Below are 18,267 nucleotides of genomic sequence, written 5' to 3' on the forward strand. Positions count from 1 at the left end.
TACACGGTTCGGGGCCCCGGCGTGGCGGTCCGCGGGCGCTTCGTACCCTCGCGGTGTGCCTCTGTACGCGCTCGGTGACGCCGAACCGGACATCCACCCGACCGCCTACGTCCATCCGGACGCCGTCGTGATCGGCAACGTGACGCTGGGCCCGGAGTCCACCGTCTGGCCCACCGCGGTGCTGCGCGGCGACGACGGCCGGATCGAGGTCGGTGCCCGCAGCAGCATCCAGGACGGGTCGATCATCCACACCACCCTGGAGCAGCCGACGATCATCGGGGACGAGGTGACCGTCGGGCACAACGTGCACATCGAGGCGGCCACCATCGGCGACCGGGCGCTCATCTCCTCGGGCTCGGTGGTGCTGAACGGCTCGACGATCGGCGAGGGCGCGATCGTCGCCGCCGGCGCGGTGGTGTCGCCGAAGGCCGACGTGCCCGCGTACCGGATGGCGCTGGGCGTGCCCGCCCGCGTCCGCGACGGCTACGAGGTGCCCGCCGACCGCTGGCGGTACGCCGTGGAGTCCTACGTCGACCGGGGCCGCCGCTTCGCGTCGCAGCTGCGCCGGCTGGAGGGCTGATGGCCAAGCCGCTGAACGAGGTCGTCGAGGCCGGGTGGGCCCAGGCACTGGAACCGGTCGCCGAGACGATCACCGCGATGGGCGAGTTCCTGCGCGCCGAGATCGCCGCGGGCCGCCGTTACCTGCCCGCCGGGGCGAACGTGCTGCGCGCGTTCCAGCAGCCCTTCGACGAGGTCCGGGTGCTGCTCGTCGGACAGGACCCGTACCCGACCCCGGGCCACGCGGTCGGGCTGTCGTTCTCCGTCGCCCCCGAGACCCGCCCGCTGCCGCGCTCGCTGCAGAACATCTTCCGCGAGTACGCCGAGGACCTCGGGCACCCGGCGCCCACCTCGGGCGACCTGACCCCGTGGACCGAGCAGGGCGTGCTGCTGCTCAACCGGTGCCTGACCGTCGCCCCCGGGGAGCCGGCCTCGCACCGCAACAAGGGCTGGGAGGAGGTCACCGAGCAGGCGATCCGCGCCCTGGTGGCCCGCGACGCCGAGCCGATGGTCGCGATCCTCTGGGGCCGCGACGCCCGCAACCTCGCCCGTCTTCTGGAGGACGTGCCGACGATCGAGTCGGCCCACCCGTCGCCGATGTCGGCCGACCGCGGCTTCTTCGGGTCGCGGCCCTTCAGCCGGGCCAACGATCTGCTGGAGGAGATCGGCGGGGAACCCGTCGACTGGAAGCTGCCCTAGGCTGGACCGGGTGGACGACCCGGGGGACATGCGCATATCGGACGCCGACCGCGAGGCGGCGGCCCGCCGGCTGCACGACGCGGTCGGCGAGGGCCGCATCACGTTGAGCGAGCTGGAGGAACGGCTCGACGCGGTCTACGCCGCGCGCGTCGCCCGGGACCTGCAGCCGCCGCTGGCGGACCTGCCGGGCGGGCTGCCGCCGTCGGTCACCGCGCTCGCGCCCGTCCCCGCGCGTCCGCCCGCGCCGTCGGAGCGGGTGCGGCTGACGACCGCGGCGGGGACGATCAAGCGCACCGGGGACTGGCAGGTGCCGGCGGCGCTGCACCTGTCGTCGTCGATGGGGACCATCCACCTCGATCTGTCCGAGGTGCGGTCGCTGCCGCCGCGGATCGACATCGAGGTCGCACTCGGGATGGGCGAGGTCGTGCTGGTCCTGCCCGAGGGCGGCACCGCCGACGTCGACGGCACGAAGGCGTCCTGGGGCGAGGTGAAGACCCGGGTGCCGGCGACGCCCGGGGCGGCCGGGCCGCACCTCGTGGTGCACGGCAAGGTCGGCATGGGGTCGGTCACCGTGCGCGGGGCACGCCGCGGCTGGTGGCGGTCCGTGGTCGGCTGATCCGGCCCCGGGAACGACGAAGGCCCGGTCCCCAGGGGACCGGGCCTCGATCGTGGTTCGGGTCTCGCGCACTCAGACGCGGGTCACCTTGCCCGCCTTCAGGCAGGAGGTGCAGGCGTTGATCCGACGGCGGTTGCCGCCGTTGATCGCGGCGCGCACCGTCTGGATGTTGGGGTTCCAGCGGCGGTGGGTGCGGCGGTGCGAGTGCGAGACGGACATGCCGAAGCCCGGACCCTTGCCACAGACGTCGCAGACGGCAGCCACGTCGGACACTCCTCGGGTTGACGAACAGATTCACGAACAGATTCTCGGCACGGACGTGCCGAGGCTCGGCCTTCAATTCTAGCCACGCCCGTGTCGTGACCGGCGCGCGGGGCCGTCCCGCGGCACCGGAGGCCTCCGCGCACCTAGTGTGGGGCCCGTGGCCTCGCCGTTCGACCCCGCGCTGCTGCGCCGCTGGATCGACGCCGCCGCCGAGCGGCTCACCGCAGGCCGGGCCGAGATCGACCGCATCAACGTCTTCCCGGTCGCCGACCACGACACCGGGTCGAACCTCCTGCTGACCGCCCGTGCGGCGGCCTCGGCCCCGCTGGACGGGGACTCCCCGGCCGCCGACGCCCCCGCCGCGGACCCCGCCGCCGAGGACGTCCGGCCGGTGCGCGCCGCGGCGGCCCTGGCCGCGGCCGCGGTGCGCGGGGCCCGCGGGAACTCCGGCCTGATCCTGTCCCAGCTGTTCCGGGGTCTGGCCGAGGAGCTGGAGGCCGCGGCCGCACGACGGCCGAACACCCCGGCCGGTGAGCTGCTCGCCGGGGCGCTGCGGCGGGCAGCGGCGCTGGCGGCCGTCGCGGTGTCCGCGCCGCGCCCGGGGACCGCGCTCACCGTGCTCGACGCCGCCGCCGCGGCCGTGGCGGCGCGGGTGGCGGCCGGGGCGGCCACCGGGCCGTCCTCCGCCGGTGCGGAGCTCACCCGGGTCGCCGACCTGCCCGACCCGTCCGGCGGCACCGACCCGTCGAGGGGCACCGACCCGTCCGGCCGCGCCGACCTCGACGGCGCGGGCCTCGACACGACCGGTGCGCTCGCCGAGGCCGCCCGGGTGGCCGCGGACGCGGCCCGGGCCGCACTGGCCCGGGCCACCGGGCGACCGCCGGAGCTGGTGCGGGCCGGGGTCGTCGACGCGGGCGGACTGGGCCTGGTCGTCGTGCTGGACGCGCTGGTCGCCGCGGCGGGCGGTGATCCGGGGCCGCCGCCGTCGTCGCAGGTGGGGACGCCCGGCCCGGCCTCGGCGGTCACCGCCGACGGCGAGCTCGTGCCGTGGGTGCCCCAGCCGGTCTACGAGGTCACCTACTGGCTGCCCGGTCCCGACCCGGCCGCGCTGGAGACGCTGCGTGCCCGGCTCGCCGGGCTCGGGGACTCGGTCGGCCTCGCCGGGGACGGCGGTGGCGGGGTGATGGTGCACGTGCACACCACCGAGGCCGGGCCCGCGGTCGAGGCGGGGCTGGCGGTCGGGCGCCCGTCGGGGATCCGGATCGAGGCGCTGCCGCCGGCGCCGCCGACCCGGGACCGCGCGGTCCTGCTGATGATCGAGAGCAGCGGGGCCGGGGCGCTGGCCCGGGCCGCGGGCGGGAACGTGCTGGTCGCCGACCCGGACCCGACCGTCGACGAGGTCCTGGCCGCGATCCGCGCGACCGGCGCCGAGCACGTCGTGGTGCTGCCGTGTGCCACGCACCGGCGCACGGTCACCGAGACCGCGGCCGAGCGGGTGCGGTTCGAGGGCATCGACGTGGTGGTGATCCCGGCGAGCTCGGTGCTGCAGGGCCTGGCCGCGCTCGCGGTGCACGACCCGGCCCGCCGTGCCCCGGACGACGTCGTCGCGATGGCCGAGGCCGCGGCCGCCACCCGGACCGGTGGGCTGGCCGTCGCCGAGGCCGAGGCGCTCACCTGGGCCGGTCCCTGCCGCCCGGGGGAGATCCTCGGGATCTCCGACGGCGAGGTCGTGCTGATCGCCCCGGATCTCGCTGTCGGTGCCCTGTGGTTGGCTCACCGCATGCTCACTCCGGGTGGGGAGCTGGTGACCGTGCTGCTCGGCTCGGCCGCCCCCGACGAGCTCGGGGAGCGGTTCGCCGAGGACCTGCGCCGCACCCACCCGGAGGTCGACGTCGTGGTGCACCGGGGGGAGCAGGGCGACTACCCGCTGGTGCTGGGAGTGGAGTAGATGGACGACGGGTTCGACCTCGACAGCAGGCTCGACGGGCCGCTCGGGCGCAAGGCCGCCGACGCGCTGGCCCCGCTCGGGCTGGAGACCGTCGGGGACCTGCTGCGGCACTACCCGCGGCGCTACGTCGACCGCGGCCGGCTCACCGAGATCGCCGGGCTGGTCGCGGGCGAGCACGTCACCGTCGTCGCGGCGGTGGCGCGTGCCGAGCTGCGGGAGATGCGCAACCGGCGCGGGAAGATGCTCAAGGCCGTCATCCGGGACGAGAAGGGCGGCGAGCTCGACGCCACCTTCTTCAACGGCTGGAAGCTGCAGGGCTTCATCAAGCAGGGCGTCGTCGGCGTGTTCTCCGGCAAGGTCGGGGTGTTCAACAACCGGCTGCAGCTGACCCACCCGCAGTTCGAGGAGATCGAGGAGAGCGACTCGCTGCGCCCGTTCCTGTCGGTCTACCCGGCGAACGCGAAGGTGACCTCGCAGGCCATCGCACGCTCGGTGCGCCAGGTCCTGGAGCAGATCGACGACCCGACCGACCCGCTGCCCGAGTCGCTGCGGAAGCGGGAGAAGCTGCCCGAGCTGGGGCGGGCGCTGCGGCGCATCCACGTGCCGGAGACCGAGGCCGACCTGTTCGCCGCCCGGCACCGCCTGGTGTGGGACGAGGCGCTCGGTGTGCAGCTGGCGCTCGCGCTCCGGCGGGAGGCCGCCGTCGCGCGGCCGGCCCCGGTGTGCCCGCGCCGCGACGACGGCCTGCTCGCCGCGTTCGACGCGGACCTGCCGTTCCCGCTGACCGAGGGCCAGCAGGAGGTCGGCGAGCAGATCGCCGCGGACCTCGCCCGCGCGTACCCGATGAACCGCCTCGTGCAGGGCGACGTCGGCGCGGGCAAGACGATCGTCGCGCTGCGGGCGATGCTGCAGGCCGTCGACGCGGGCACCCAGGCCGCGATGCTGGCCCCCACCGAGGTCCTCGCCGCCCAGCACGCCCGCTCGCTGCGCGCGATGCTCGGCGCGCTCGGCCGCGGCGGCGAGCTCGGCGCCGGGGAGGACACGACCGCGGTGACGCTGCTGACCGGGTCGATGGGGGCGAAGGCCAAGCGGCAGGCGCTGCTCGACGCGCAGTCCGGGGCGGCGGGGATCGTCGTCGGGACCCACGCGCTGATCCAGGACACCGTCGGCTTCGCCGAGCTGGGGCTGGTCGTGGTCGACGAGCAGCACCGGTTCGGGGTGGAGCAGCGCGACGCGCTGCGCGCCCGCGGGAGCGCGGCCCCGCACATGCTGGTCATGACGGCGACGCCGATCCCGCGCACCGTGGCCATGACCGTCTACGGCGACCTGGCGGTGTCCGAGCTGAAGGGGTTGCCGAAGGGCCGCTCCCCGGTCGCGACGACGGTCGTGCCGCTGGCCGAGCACCCGTCGTGGATCGAGCGGGTGTGGCAGCGGATCCGCGAGGAGGTCGAGGCGGGCCACCAGTGCTACGTCGTGTGCCCCCGGGTCGGTGGTACCGAGAAGGAGGGTGCCGAGAAGAAGGAGGACGCCGAGGAGCCCCCGCCGGACGACGACGGCGGCGAGGAGCGGCGCGCCCCGCTCGCGGTGCTCGACATCGCCCCGCTGATCGAGGAGAAGCTGGCCGGGCTGCGGGTCGGGATCCTGCACGGCAAGCTCCCGCCGGAGGAGAAGGACACCGTGATGCGGGCCTTCGAACGCGCCGAACTCGACGTGCTCGTCGCGACCACGGTGATCGAGGTCGGCGTCGACGTGCCGAACGCGACCGGGATCGTGCTGCTCGACGCGGACCGCTTCGGCCTGTCCCAGCTGCACCAGCTGCGCGGCCGGGTCGGCCGGGGCAGCGCACCCGGCCTGTGCCTGCTGGTCACCGACATGCCCGCCGCGACCGCCGCCCGCGAACGGCTCGACGCCATCGCCGGGACCACCGACGGCTTCGAGCTGGCCCGCCTCGACCTGGAGCTGCGCCGTGAGGGCGACGTGCTCGGGTCGAGCCAGTCCGGCTCCCGCTCGGGGCTCAAGCTGCTGTCGCTGCTGCGCCACGGCGAGGTCATCGAGAAGGCCCAGGTGTACGCCCGGCACCTGGTCGCCGACGACCCGGGCCTGGCCGGCCACCCGCGGCTGCGGGACCTGGTGGGGGAGACCCTCGGCGACGAGGAGCGGGCCGCCTACCTGGACAAGTCCTGACCGGTCACGGCCCGGGGAGCTCGCCCCGGGCCGCGGCGTCCAGCCGGGCGCGGGCCGGGCGGGGCAGGTGTACCCGCCCGGCCCGTTCCAGCCGGTCCAGCTCGACGCGGGCGCGGCCGTAGGCGGCGAGCCGCTCGGGTTCGGAGTCGGAGTCCCGCGCGGTGGTCAGCAGCTTCACCACCCGCTCGACGGTGCGTCGTTCCTCGGGGTCCAGCCCGGCGAGCCGGATCCGGTCGGCGGCGTCGACCGCGGCGGTCCAGGCGCGGCGGGCGGCGTCGACGGCGCGCACGTGGGTCCCGGCGTGCGGCTCGCCCGGGTAGCCGTCGGTGTCCAGCGCCTGGGCCTCGGCGAACGCGTCGACGAACCGGGCGGTGGCCGCCACCGTGGTGTCCGACAGCGCGGGGCGGCGCAGTACGGCCAGCGGGTCCGCCTCGTGCGCGGCGAACTCCGCGCGCAGCCGCTGGAACTCCGCCCGCGCGCGTCGCCACGCCTGCTCCGCGGCAACGGCCTCGGACGACAGCACGGGACGTGCGGCCGGTTCCGGGGCGGGGGCGGGGCCGGGACCGGGGCCGCGGTCGGCGCGCAGCCGCCGGTAGGCGCCGATCACGGCCATCGCCAGCAGCGCGAACGACAGCAACTGGAACACCACGGCCACCACGCCACCACCTCCCCGCCGCGCCGGCCGACGGGGCCGGTGCCCGCCCCACGGTGCCCGAGGTGTCCGGATCGCGCCACGCACCGGCCCGCGACGGCACGTCGTGCCACGCCACGGGGCACCACCGGCACGCCGGGACCGGGCGACGTCCCGCTGTGTGGGCACCCTGTCCCGAGCAGTGGTCGGGACCTGGCCGGTCGTGTCAGGATCACGCGTCCGTCGCGCGGGAACCCTCGCCGCCACGGGCGTCGTCGCCGATCGTGATGAGGAGAACGATGTTCCGCAAGGTGCTGGTGGCCAACCGGGGCGAGATCGCCATCCGGGCGTTCCGGGCCGCGTTCGAGCTGGGTGTCTCGACGGTGGCGGTGTTCCCGTACGAGGACCGCAACTCGCTGCACCGCGCGAAGGCCGACGAGTCCTACCAGATCGGGGAGCCGGGGCACCCGGTCCGCGCCTACCTGTCGGTGGAGGAGGTCATCCGGGCGGCGAAGAAGGCCGGCGCGGACGCGGTCTACCCCGGCTACGGCTTCATGTCGGAGAACCCCGATCTGGCCCGTGCCTGCGCCGAGGAGGGCATCACCTTCGTCGGGCCGCCGACGGAGGTCCTGCACCTGACGGGCAACAAGTTCCGCGCCGTCGCCGCCGCCCGGGAGGCGGGCGTGCCGGTACTGGAGTCCTCCGAGCCGTCCTCGGACGTCGAGGAGCTGCTCGCGGCGGCCGAGAACATCGACTTCCCGATCTTCGTCAAGGCGGTCGCCGGGGGTGGCGGACGCGGGATGCGCCGGGTCACCGAGCCCGGCGACCTGCGTGACGCGATCGAGGCCGCGAGCCGGGAGGCGGAGTCCGCGTTCGGCGACGGCACCGTCTTCCTGGAGCAGGCCGTGGTCAACCCGCGGCACATCGAGGTCCAGATCCTGGCCGACGCCGACGGCAACGTCGTGCACCTGTTCGAGCGCGACTGCTCGGTGCAGCGCCGCCACCAGAAGGTCGTCGAGATCGCCCCGGCCCCGAACCTGGACCCGGAGCTGCGGGACCGGATCTGCGCCGACGCGGTGAACTTCGCGCGGAAGATCGGCTACGTCAACGCGGGGACCGTGGAGTTCCTGCTCGACGAGCGCGGCAAGCACCACTTCATCGAGATGAACCCGCGCATCCAGGTCGAGCACACCGTCACCGAGCAGGTGACCGACCGCGACCTGGTCATCGCCCAGCTGCGGATCGCCTCGGGCATGACGCTGCCGGAGCTGCGGCTGACCCAGGACGACATCACCCTCACCGGTGCGGCGATGCAGACCCGCATCACCACCGAGGACCCGGCCAACGAGTTCCGGCCCGACGTCGGCACGCTGTCGGTCTACCGCTCCCCGGGCGGACCGGGCGTGCGCCTGGACGGCGGCACCGTGCACGTCGGCGCCGAGGTCTCCGCGCACTTCGACTCGATGCTGGTCAAGCTGACCTGTCACGGCCACGACTTCGCCAACGCCGCCCGGCGCGCCCGTCGCGCGCTGGCCGAGTTCCGGATCCGTGGCGTGGCGACGAACCTGCCGTTCCTCGCCGCCGTGCTGGAGGACGAGGACTTCAAGCAGGGCCGGGTCACCACCAGCTTCATCGAGGAGCGCCCGCACCTGCTCAAGGCCCGTCCGTCGGCCGACCGCGGCTCGCGCATCCTGCAGTACCTGGGCGAGGTCACGGTCAACAAGCCGAACGGCGACCGGCCGCTGGTCGTGGAGCCGGTCGACAAGCTGCCCGCCGGCGTCGACCTGGAGACGCCCGCGCCGGACGGCTCGGCGCAGCTGCTGCGCGAGCTCGGGCCCGAGGGCTTCGCGCGCCGGCTGCGTGAGCAGACCGCGGTCGCGGTCACCGACACGACGTTCCGCGACGCCCACCAGTCGCTGCTGGCGACCCGGATCCGGACCCGGGACCTGGTCGCGGTCGCGCCCTACGTCGCGCGGACCATGCCCGAGCTGCTGTCGCTGGAGTGCTGGGGCGGCGCGACCTACGACGTCGCGCTGCGCTTCCTGGCCGAGGACCCGTGGGACCGGCTCGCCGCGCTCAAGGCCGCGGCGCCGAACATCTGCACCCAGATGCTGCTGCGCGGGCGCAACACCGTCGGTTACACGCCCTACCCGACGGAGGTGACCGACGCCTTCGTGCAGGAGGCGGCGGACACCGGCATGGACATCTTCCGGATCTTCGACGCCCTCAACGACGTCTCCCAGATGCGCCCGGCGATCGACGCCGTCCGGAACACCGGCACGGCGCTGGCCGAGGTCGCGCTCTGCTACACCGCGGACCTGTCCGACCCGGGCGAGAAGCTCTACACCCTGGACTACTACCTGCGCCTGGCCGAGGAGATCGTCGACGCGGGCGCGCACGTCCTGGCGATCAAGGACATGGCCGGCCTGCTGCGCCCGCCCGCGGCGAAGAAGCTGGTCACGGCGCTGCGGGAGCGCTTCGACCTCCCCGTGCACCTGCACACCCACGACACCGCGGGCGGGCAGCTCGCGACACTGGTCGCGGCGATCGACGCCGGGGTCGACGCCGTCGACGGCGCGGTCGCCTCGATGGCCGGCACCACCAGCCAGCCGTCGCTGTCGGCGCTGGTCGCGGCCACCGACCACACCGACCGCGCGACCGGGCTGAGCCTGACCGCGGTCGGGGACATGGAGCCGTACTGGGAGGCGGTGCGGAAGGTCTACGCGCCGTTCGAGTCCGGCCTCGCGTCGCCGACCGGGCGGGTCTACCACCACGAGATCCCCGGCGGTCAGCTGTCGAACCTGCGCCAGCAGGCGATCGCGCTCGGGCTGGGCGACAGGTTCGAGCTGATCGAGGACTGCTACGCCGCCGCGGACCGGATGCTGGGCAGGCTGGTGAAGGTGACGCCGTCGTCGAAGGTCGTCGGTGACCTGGCCCTGCACCTGGTCGGGGCCGGGGTGGACGCCGCGGACTTCGAGAAGGACCCGGCGGGCTTCGACATCCCGGACTCGGTCATCGGGTTCCTGCGCGGTGAGCTGGGCTCGCCGCCCGCGGGCTGGCCGGAGCCGTTCCGGACCCGCGCGCTGGAGGGCCGCAGCCCCGAGGCGGAGAAGGCGGAGCTGTCCATCGAGGACCGTCGCGGGCTGCGTGACGAGCGTCGCCGCACGCTGAACCGGCTGCTGTTCCCCGGCCCGACCAAGGACTTCGACAGCCACCGCGAGCAGTACGGCAACACCGCGGTGCTGTCGTCGAAGGACTTCTTCTACGGGCTGGAGGAGGACCTCGAGCACACCGTGGACCTGGAGCCCGGCGTCACCCTGATCATCGAGCTGGAGGCCGTCTCCGAGCCCGACGAGCGCGGCTACCGCACCCTGCTGACCACGCTCAACGGGCAGCTGCGCCCGGTGGCGGTGCGCGACGAGTCGGTCGCGACCGAGGTCAAGGCCGCGGAGAAGGCCGACAAGGGGAACGACGCGCACGTCGCGGCCCCGTTCGCCGGGGTCGTGACGCTGCAGGTCGACGAGGGCGACACCGTCGACGACGGCCAGACCGTCGCCACCATCGAGGCCATGAAGATGGAGGCGTCGATCACCGCGCACCGGGCCGGCACCGTGAAGCGGCTCGCGATCGGGCAGGTCACCCAGGTCGAGGGCGGGGACCTGCTGGTCGAGCTGGACTGAGCCGCACGGCACGATGGAGCGATGACCAGGCTGATCGCGGGCACGGCGGGCGGACGACGGCTCGCCGTGCCGCCGTCGGGGACCCGGCCGACCTCCGACCGGGTCCGTGAGGCGCTGTTCTCCGCGCTCGACCACGATCCGGGGCTCGGCGGTGCCGCCGTGCTGGACGTGTGCGCCGGGTCGGGCGCGCTCGGGCTGGAGGCGCTGTCGCGGGGCGCGACCGACGCGGTGTTCATCGAGTCGGACAAGCGGGCCGCGGGGGTGCTGCGGCGCAACCTGGCCGCGGTCGGGCTCGGCGGGTCGGTCGTCACCGGGCGGGCCGGGACGGTGCTGGCCGGGCCCGCGCCGCGGGCGTTCGACGTCGTGTTCGTCGACCCGCCCTACGCGGTGCCCGACGAGGAGGTCGCGGGCTGGCTGACCGCCGCCACCACCCACGGCTGGCTCGCGCCCGGTGCGGCGGTCGTCGTCGAGCGGGCGAAGTCGTCGGGGGAGTTCGGCTGGCCCGCCGGGTTCACCGCGGGCCGGTCCCGCCGCTACGGCGACACCGTCCTGCACCACGGCTCGCTCGGGAGCTGAGCCCGGATCAGGCCGCCGGGCCCAGCAGCCGGCCGGGCGTCAGGTCCGGCACCGTCCGGTGTGCCCCGGCGGCGGTCAGCTCCGCGTCCCCGGCCGTCGTCCGGACCCCGACGATGGTGCCCATCCCGGCCGCGACCAGCGAGGACACCCCGGCAACGGAGTCCTCGAACGCGACGCAGCCGGCCGGGTCGGCGTCGAGGCGACGGCACGCGGTGAGGTAGCCCTCCGGGTCCGGCTTGCCGCGCACGACGTCCTCGGCGGTGACGACGAGCTCGACCAGCGGTGCCGCATCGAGCACCTCGCCCAGCACCCGGTCGGCCCAGCCGCGGCGGGCGCTCGTCACCACCGCGAGCCGGTGCCCGCGCCCGGCCAGCGACCGGAGCAGCGCGGGAGCGCCGGGGACGACGTCGACGTCGTCGGCGAGGGCGGAGCCGTGCCCGGCCAGCTGCGCGGCGAGCTCGTCGGGGTCCGCGTCGCGCCACGGCCCGTCGACCTCGCGCAGCGTGTCGGCCGCGCGGCGGCCCATGAACCGGTGCCGGCAGGTCTCGTCGTCGACCTCGGCGTCCCACTCGGCGAAGAACCGGGCCCAGGTCCGGCGGTGCACGTGCTCGCTGCGCACGAGGGTGCCGTCGAGGTCGAACACGACCGGGGCGCCGTCGGGAACGGTGCCCGTCACAGGCGGAACAGCTCGTCGCCGGCGCGGACCGTGTGCCCGGTGGGGGCGCTCACCGAGCCGGCGGGGGAGTCCAGCACGACGACCGGGCAGGTCGGCGCGAGGCCGGCCGCCCGCACGGCGGCGAGGTCCACGGTCAGTACCGGCGCGCCCCGCTCGACCGCGTCGCCCTTCGCGACGTGCGTGGTGAAACCGGCCCCGCCGAGCGAGACCGTGTCGATGCCGACGTGGACCAGGATCCCGGGGCCACCGTCGGCGGTGATCACGAAGGCGTGCGGGTGCAGCGCCGCGACGGTGCCGGCGACCGGGGCCAGCACGACCGCCTCGGTGGCGTCCGCGGGCGGCTCGACGGCCGTCCCGCCGCCGAGCAGCTCGTCGCGGAAGACCGGGTCGGGCACCCCCGCGGGGCCGACCACCGCGCCGTCGACGGGCGCGACGACGGACGTCACAGCAGGTCCCGGACGTCGTCGCAGAGGTTCTCCGCCTCCGGCCCGATCACGACCTGCACGACGGTCCCGGACCGGACCACACCGTGCGCCCCGGCGGCCTTCAACGCCGCGTCGTCGACCAGGCCGGGGTCGCCGACCTCGGTCCGGAGCCGGGTGATGCACGCCTCGATGTCGGTGATGTTCGCGGACCCGCCCAGCCCCGCCACGATGTCGTCGGCCCTGCTCATAGGAGGTCTCCCTCTGGTAGCAACTGGTTATGACCAGTGTCTTGACAGGGTGTCGTCCAGCCCGCACCCTCACTGGTTATAACCAGACCGTACCGGCTGACGCGACGGCTCCACAACGCCCGCGCACCGGCCCCGGTCGCCGACACCCTCACGAGGAGTGCGAGCCCATGAGCACCTCCACAGCGGAACCGGTACGACGACGGGCCGGGCTGGCCGGCCTGCAGCGTCTCGGCCGGAGCCTGATGCTCCCGATCGCCGTCCTGCCCGCGGCCGGCCTGCTGCTGCGCCTCGGGCAGGACGACCTGCTCGGCGGCGTCGAGGCGCTGAAGCAGCCCGCGGCCGTGCTCGCCGCGGCAGGCGGCGCGCTGTTCGACCACCTGCCGATGATCTTCGCGCTCGGCATCGCGATCGGCTGGGCGCGCCGCTCCGACGGGTCCACCGCGCTGGCCGCCCTCGTCGGCTACCTCGTGATGGACGGCGTGTTCACCGCGCTGTCCCCGGTGCTGCTGCCCGGGGTGCTCGACTCGAAGGGCGAGCAGGCCACGATCGACTTCGGGGTGCTGGGCGGCATCGTCGCGGGCCTGGTCGCGGCACTGCTGTGGCAGCGCTTCCACCGCACGACGCTGCCGACCTTCCTCGGCTTCTTCAACGGCCGCCGGCTGGTCCCGATCCTCACCGCCGTGTCGATGATGGTGATCGCGTCGGTCATGAGCCTGGTCTACCCGGTGTTCAACGCCGGGCTGACCGGGCTGGGCAACGCCGTCGGGGAGAACGCCGTCGTCGGCGGCGGGATCTTCGGCCTGGTCAACCGGCTGCTGCTGCCCGTCGGGCTGCACCACATCGTCAACTCGGTCGTCTGGTTCCTCATCGGTGACTTCGACGGCACCCGCGGCGACCTGAACCGCTTCTTCGCCGGTGACCCGACCGCCGGGGCGTTCATGACCGGCTTCTTCCCGATCATGATGTTCGCGCTGCCAGCCGCCGCACTGGCCATCTGGCACGAGGCCCGCCCGGAGAAGCGCAAGCTCGTCGGCGGGATCATGGTGTCGGTCGCGCTGACCTCCTTCGTCACCGGTATCACCGAGCCGCTGGAGTACGCCTTCGTCTACGTGGCGTGGCCGCTGTACCTGATCCACGCGGTGCTCACCGGCACCTCGCTGGCGCTGGTCAACGCCCTCGACATCCACAGCGGGTTCGCCTTCTCCGCCGGTGCCATCGACTACGTCCTCAACTTCGGCCAGGCCACCCGGCCGCTGTGGCTGATCCCGATCGGGCTCGCCTACGCCGTCGTCTACTACGTGCTGTTCCGCTTCGTGATCCGTCGCTGGAACCTGCGCACCCCCGGCCGGGAGGACGACGAGACCACCGGCGCCACGGACACCACCCAGACCACTGGCACCACGGACACCACCCGGACCACCGGCACCGCGGGCAAGGCCGACCGGTGACCGCCGCCGAGGAGCAGGAGAGCACCGTGCACACCCGCACCGCCGTCGTCGCGTCCCGGGTGGGGCTGCACGCCCGCCCGGCCGCACTGTTCGCCCGCGCCGCCGCCGCCACCGGGCTGCCCGTCACCGTCGCGACCGACGGGAAGGACCCGGTCGACGCGCGCAGTGTCCTCGGGCTCATGACCCTCGGCGTCGTCTTCGGCGACGAGGTCGTGCTGCGGGCCGACGGCGACGGCGCCCCGGCTGCGCTGGACGGCCTCGTGACGCTGCTCGAGACGGACCACGACGCGTGACGGCAGACCGCATGCTCCGCGGCACCGTCGTCACCGACGGCCGGCTGCTCCCGGACTCGGTCGTCGCGGTCGCGGGGGACCGGATCGTCGCGGTCCTCCCGGCCGCGGCGTACGACGGTCCGCTCCCGCCCGCGTCGTCGTCGCTGCTGCTGCCCGGGCTGGTCGACGTGCACGACCACGGCGGAGCCGGGCACGGCTTCCCGGACGCGACGGCGGCGGGGGCGGCGGCCGCCGTCGCCCACCACCGCGCCCACGGCACGACGACGATCCTCGCCTCGCTGGTCTCCGCCCCGCCGACCGTGCTGGCGGAGCGGATCGCGACGCTGCGCCCGCTCGTCGTCGCCGGGGACCTCGCCGGGATCCACCTGGAGGGCCCGTTCCTGGCCGCCGCGCGGTGCGGCGCGCACGACCCGCGCGCGATCCTCCCGGGCGACCCCGCGCTGCTCGACGAGCTGCTGACCAAGGCCGACGGCGCCGTCGCGTCGGTGACCTACGCGCCGGAGACCGCGCACGCGGCGGACCTGCTCGCGGTGCTCGCCACACACGGGGTGCTGCCGAGCATCGGTCACACCGACGCCGACGCCCGCACCACCGCGACCGGGATCGCACGGGCGGGCGGCGCGCCGATGAGCGCCACCCACCTGTTCAACGCGATGCCCCCGATGCACCACCGGGCGCCCGGGCCGATCGCGGCGTGCCTGGCCGCGGCCGGCCGGGGCGAGCTCGTCGTGGAGCTCGTCGCGGACGGGGTGCACCTGTCGCCCGACACCGTCGCCGCGGTGTTCGACCTGGTCGGGCCGGACCGGGTCGCGCTGGTCACCGACGCGATGGCCGCGGCCGGGATGCCCGACGGCCGCTACCACCTGGGCACGATGCAGGTCCGGGTCGACGACGGCGTCGCCCGGATCCCGGACGGGCCCATCGCGGGCGGCACCGCGTGCCTGGTCGACGTCGTGCGCGCCACGGTGCGCGACGCGGGGGTCCGGCTGCAGGACGCGGTGCTCGCCGCGACCCGCACCCCGGCCCGGCTGCTCGGGCTCGACGGCGAGGTCGGGTCGCTGGCCCCGGGCCACCGCGCCGACGTGCTCGTCACCGACGCGGACCTGCGGCCGCAGCAGGTGCTGCGCGCCGGCCTGCCCGTCACCGACGGGGGTGCGTGATGGAGATCGTGGTCCTCGACGACCCGCGGGCCTGCGGGCGGGCGGTCGCCGACGCCGTCGCCGACGTCCTGGCCCGCGGCACCGGCCGGCCGCCGACCCTCGGGCTCGCCACCGGCAGCTCCCCGCTGCCCGCCTACGCCGAGCTGGTCCGCCGCCACCGCGACGAGGGGCTGTCCTTCGCCGGGGCCCGCGCCTTCCTGCTCGACGAGTACCTGGGCCTGCCCGCCGGGCACCCGCAGTCCTACCGCGAGGTCATCCGCCGCGAGCTCACCGACCATCTCGACATCGACCCGGCCGCGGTGCACGCCCCGGACGGCACCCGCGCGGACCCGGCCGAGGCCGCGGCGGACTACGAACGGCTGCTCGCCGCGTGCGGCCCGGTGGACCTGCAGATCCTCGGTATCGGCGGCAACGGGCACATCGGGTTCAACGAGCCCGGCTCGGCGTTCGGCTCGCGCACCCGGGTCGCGACGCTGACCGAGCGGACCCGCGCCGACAACGCCCGCTTCTTCGACCGTCCCACGGACGTGCCGCACCGGGTGCTCACCCAGGGGCCTGCCACGATCATGGAGGCCCGGCGGATCGTGCTCGTCGCGACCGGGGAGGGCAAGCGCGCGGCCGTGGCGGCGACGGTGTCCGGACCGGTCACGACCGACGTGCCCGCGACCGTGCTGCGCGACCACCCGCACTGCACGCTGGTGCTCGACCGGGCGGCCGCCGGGGAGCGGGCCGGGCCCGTCGCGGCCGGGCAGGTCGGCGGACCGGGACGGGGGCGGTAGTGGCTACGGTGGACGGCACCATGAACGGCGAGGTCAGGATCGGCGACGGGGTCGTGCCCAAGCACGAGCAGCTCCGCGTCCTGCTCGCGGAGACGATCGCGCGGGACTTCGCGCCCGGCGACGCCTTCCCCAGCGAGCGCAGGCTGTGCCTGGACCACGGCGTGAGCCGGGTGACGGTGCGGGCCGCCGTCGGCGAGCTGGAGCGCGACGGGCTGCTGACCCGGGTGCGCGGCAAGGGCACCTACGTCGCGGCCCGCACCGCGCGCTCCCGGCTGCACCTCGCGTCCTTCCACGACGACATGCGCCGGCTCGGGCTGACCCCGACCACGGTCGTCCTCGAGGTCGCGCTCACCACCGGACCGCCGGAGGCCGTCCGCGCGCTCGGCCAGGGCCCCGACGGCAGGTGCTGGCACCTGCGGCGGCTGCGCGTCGCCGACGGGGTGCCGATGTCGATCGACGACGCCTGGTACGACGCCGAACAGGTCCCCGACCTCGACGTCCACGACCTCAGCGGCTCGGTCTACGGGATCCTGCAGGAGCACTACCGGCTCCCCATCGACCGCGCCGAGCAGACCGTCGCCGCCCAGCAGGCCGACGAGGCCTCGGCGGTCCTGCTCGGGATCCCCGCCGGGCACCCGATCCTGGTGTTCGACCGGACCTCCAGCTCCGGCGACCGGCCGGTCGAGTACACCGTGTCGCGCTACCGCGGTGACCGCTACGAGCTGCACATGTCGCTGGACCGCAGCTGGGCCTGACCGGTGATCACCGGCTGATAGGTTCCGGCCATGCCCGAGGTCCGTCGCGCCGTCTGCCCCGGTTCCTACGACCCGCCGACGGTCGGTCACCTCGACGTCATCGCCCGCACCGCGGCGCTGTTCGACGAGGTGTTCGTCGCGATCCTGGTGAACCCCCGCAAGGAGGGGCTGTTCTCCGTCGACGAGCGCGTCGCGATGCTCACCGAGATCACCGCGGATTTGCCGGGCGTGCGGGTCGAGTCGTTCCAGGGGCTCGTCGTCGACTACTGCCGCGAGCGCGGCGCCCAGGCGATGGTCAAGGGCCTGCGCGGGGCGACGGACTACGACTACGAGCTCCCGATGGCGCACATGAACCGGCACCTGACCGGGGTCGAGACGCTGTTCCTGCCCGGTGCGCCCGGTCAGGTCTACGTGTCGAGCTCACTGGTCAAGGAGGTCGCCCGCGGCGGCGGCGACGTCACCGCGTTCCTCCCGCCGAGCGTGCACACCCGGCTTCTGGACCGGCTCGCCTGACACGCGGGAGCGGCGCCCAATAACGGGTCCGCGCCCGTGACGGTGAGAGGATCCGTCGCGTGTACCGGGTCTTCGAGTCGCTGGACGCGCTGGTGACGATCGTCGAGGAGGCGCGCAGCGTCCCGATGACGTCGAACTGCGTGGTCCCGCGCGGCGACGTGCTGGAGCTCCTCGACGACGTCCGCGAGGCGATCCCGGGCGAGATGGACGACGCCCAGGACGTGCTCGACCGGCGCGACGACGTCGTGTCCGAGGCCGAGCGCGAGGCGGAGGAGACCCGGACCGCGGCGAACTCCGAGGCCGAGGAGACGCTGCAGAACGCGCGCACCGAGGCCGAACGGCTCGTCGCCGAGGCGCAGGAGGAGGCCGGGCGCACCCTGGCCGAGGCCCGCCACGAGGCGGAGCGCGTGGTCGCCGAGGGCCGCCGCCAGTACGCCGAGGTCACCGACCGGGCCCGGGACGAGGCCGAGCGGATGAGCCACGCCGGCCGGGCCGCGCACGACCGGCTCATCGCCGACGGGCAGAACGAGCAGACCCGGCTGGTGTCCCAGACGGAGGTCGTCCGCTCCGCGCACGCCGAGGCCGGCCGGATCGTCGACGGCGCACACGCCGAGGCCGACCGGCTGCGCCGGGAGTGCGACGACTACGTCGACACCACCCTGGGCGAGCTGGAGACCACCCTGAACAACGCGCTCGGCGTCGTCGGGCGCGGGCGCAGCCAGATCTGGCGCGGCCAGTACGGCCCGAACTACGGCGGCGGACGGCCCCCGGAGCCGGGCCGCACCGGCACCGGGATGGACCTGATCGACTGACG

The 18,267-nt window shown here is 74.9% G+C and carries 19 protein-coding genes; 14 read left to right on the forward strand and 5 right to left on the reverse strand.

Features of this window, described 5'->3' with window-relative positions:
• The first annotated feature begins 55 nt into the window (after nt 1-55).
• The 3 genes from MTO91_RS07280 to MTO91_RS07290 are packed head-to-tail and all read left to right on the forward strand — an operon-like array spanning nt 56 to nt 1,873.
• Entirely contained in the window at nt 56-580 is a 525-nt protein-coding gene (locus MTO91_RS07280) for a gamma carbonic anhydrase family protein (RefSeq protein WP_405418679.1), read from the forward strand.
• The gene (locus MTO91_RS07285) at nt 577-1,257 is read left to right on the forward strand and encodes a uracil-DNA glycosylase (RefSeq protein ID WP_405421550.1); all 681 of its coding nucleotides are present in this window, start codon (nt 577-579) and stop codon (nt 1,255-1,257) included. Before MTO91_RS07280 ends, MTO91_RS07285 begins: the two co-directional genes overlap by 4 nt.
• Before the next feature lie 28 nt (nt 1,258-1,285).
• Nucleotides 1,286-1,873, forward strand: a complete 588-nt coding sequence (locus tag MTO91_RS07290; protein WP_285898814.1) for a DUF1707 SHOCT-like domain-containing protein — start codon at nt 1,286-1,288, stop codon at nt 1,871-1,873.
• Between the two features lie 72 nt (nt 1,874-1,945).
• On the opposite strand, the gene rpmB is transcribed toward MTO91_RS07290, so the two are convergent.
• Entirely contained in the window at nt 1,946-2,137 is a 192-nt protein-coding gene (gene rpmB / locus MTO91_RS07295) for a 50S ribosomal protein L28 (RefSeq protein ID WP_020627372.1), read from the reverse strand.
• Nucleotides 2,138-2,294: 157 nt separating this feature from the next.
• On the opposite strand from rpmB, the gene MTO91_RS07300 reads away from it, so the two are divergent.
• The gene (locus MTO91_RS07300; protein ID WP_476654117.1) at nt 2,295-4,085 is read left to right on the forward strand and encodes a DAK2 domain-containing protein; all 1,791 of its coding nucleotides are present in this window, start codon (nt 2,295-2,297) and stop codon (nt 4,083-4,085) included.
• On the forward strand, nt 4,086-6,269 hold the full coding sequence (locus tag MTO91_RS07305) for an ATP-dependent DNA helicase RecG (RefSeq protein ID WP_405418672.1): 2,184 nt from the start codon (nt 4,086-4,088) through the stop codon (nt 6,267-6,269).
• A 4-nt stretch (nt 6,270-6,273) separates the two neighbouring features.
• Here the strand turns inward: MTO91_RS07305 and MTO91_RS07310 are convergent, their stop codons facing one another.
• Nucleotides 6,274-6,927, reverse strand: coding sequence for a hypothetical protein (locus tag MTO91_RS07310; protein WP_476654118.1), 654 nt, complete (start codon nt 6,925-6,927; stop codon nt 6,274-6,276).
• A gap of 272 nt (nt 6,928-7,199) precedes the next feature.
• Here MTO91_RS07310 and MTO91_RS07315 point away from each other — a divergent pair, with 272 nt between their 5' ends.
• Both MTO91_RS07315 and rsmD read left to right on the forward strand, forming a co-directional pair.
• On the forward strand, nt 7,200-10,580 hold the full coding sequence (locus MTO91_RS07315) for a pyruvate carboxylase (RefSeq protein ID WP_405418668.1): 3,381 nt from the start codon (nt 7,200-7,202) through the stop codon (nt 10,578-10,580).
• A 21-nt stretch (nt 10,581-10,601) separates the two neighbouring features.
• On the forward strand, nt 10,602-11,156 hold the full coding sequence (rsmD, locus tag MTO91_RS07320) for a 16S rRNA (guanine(966)-N(2))-methyltransferase RsmD (RefSeq protein ID WP_476654119.1): 555 nt from the start codon (nt 10,602-10,604) through the stop codon (nt 11,154-11,156).
• A 7-nt stretch (nt 11,157-11,163) separates the two neighbouring features.
• Here rsmD and MTO91_RS07325 read toward each other — a convergent pair whose 3' ends face one another.
• From MTO91_RS07325 to MTO91_RS07335, 3 genes are read right to left on the reverse strand one after another with little or no spacing between them, the layout of a single operon-like run.
• Nucleotides 11,164-11,832, reverse strand: a complete 669-nt coding sequence (locus MTO91_RS07325; RefSeq protein WP_476654120.1) for an HAD family hydrolase — start codon at nt 11,830-11,832, stop codon at nt 11,164-11,166.
• A complete protein-coding gene (locus MTO91_RS07330) occupies nt 11,829-12,278 on the reverse strand; it encodes a PTS sugar transporter subunit IIA (RefSeq protein ID WP_073578206.1) in 450 nt (149 codons plus the stop codon). The genes MTO91_RS07325 and MTO91_RS07330 overlap by 4 nt, the downstream gene beginning before the upstream one ends.
• A complete protein-coding gene (locus MTO91_RS07335) occupies nt 12,275-12,505 on the reverse strand; it encodes a PTS sugar transporter subunit IIB (protein WP_073578205.1) in 231 nt (76 codons plus the stop codon). The genes MTO91_RS07330 and MTO91_RS07335 overlap by 4 nt, the downstream gene beginning before the upstream one ends.
• A gap of 167 nt (nt 12,506-12,672) precedes the next feature.
• Between MTO91_RS07335 and MTO91_RS07340 the strand changes: the two genes are divergently transcribed.
• Genes MTO91_RS07340 through MTO91_RS07370 form a run of 7 tightly spaced genes read left to right on the forward strand, consistent with a single transcriptional unit; the run spans nt 12,673 to nt 18,265 of the window.
• Nucleotides 12,673-13,953, forward strand: a complete 1,281-nt coding sequence (locus MTO91_RS07340; protein ID WP_476654121.1) for a PTS transporter subunit EIIC — start codon at nt 12,673-12,675, stop codon at nt 13,951-13,953.
• Nucleotides 13,954-13,979: 26 nt separating this feature from the next.
• Entirely contained in the window at nt 13,980-14,246 is a 267-nt protein-coding gene (locus MTO91_RS07345; RefSeq protein ID WP_062404348.1) for an HPr family phosphocarrier protein, read from the forward strand.
• The gene (locus MTO91_RS07350) at nt 14,243-15,406 is read left to right on the forward strand and encodes an N-acetylglucosamine-6-phosphate deacetylase (RefSeq protein ID WP_476654122.1); all 1,164 of its coding nucleotides are present in this window, start codon (nt 14,243-14,245) and stop codon (nt 15,404-15,406) included. The genes MTO91_RS07345 and MTO91_RS07350 overlap by 4 nt, the downstream gene beginning before the upstream one ends.
• Nucleotides 15,406-16,185, forward strand: coding sequence for a glucosamine-6-phosphate deaminase (locus MTO91_RS07355; RefSeq protein WP_476654123.1), 780 nt, complete (start codon nt 15,406-15,408; stop codon nt 16,183-16,185). The genes MTO91_RS07350 and MTO91_RS07355 overlap by 1 nt, the downstream gene beginning before the upstream one ends.
• A 20-nt stretch (nt 16,186-16,205) precedes the next feature.
• Nucleotides 16,206-16,940: a GntR family transcriptional regulator gene (locus MTO91_RS07360; RefSeq protein ID WP_208821119.1), complete on the forward strand. Its 735-nt coding sequence runs from the start codon at nt 16,206-16,208 to the stop codon at nt 16,938-16,940.
• Between the two features lie 30 nt (nt 16,941-16,970).
• The gene (coaD, locus tag MTO91_RS07365) at nt 16,971-17,453 is read left to right on the forward strand and encodes a pantetheine-phosphate adenylyltransferase (protein WP_073578201.1); all 483 of its coding nucleotides are present in this window, start codon (nt 16,971-16,973) and stop codon (nt 17,451-17,453) included.
• 59 nt (nt 17,454-17,512) lie between these two features.
• Nucleotides 17,513-18,265, forward strand: coding sequence for a DivIVA domain-containing protein (locus tag MTO91_RS07370; protein WP_062400965.1), 753 nt, complete (start codon nt 17,513-17,515; stop codon nt 18,263-18,265).
• Nucleotides 18,266-18,267 lie beyond the last annotated feature (2 nt).

The organism is Pseudonocardia sp. 2-7, assembly GCF_056341085.1.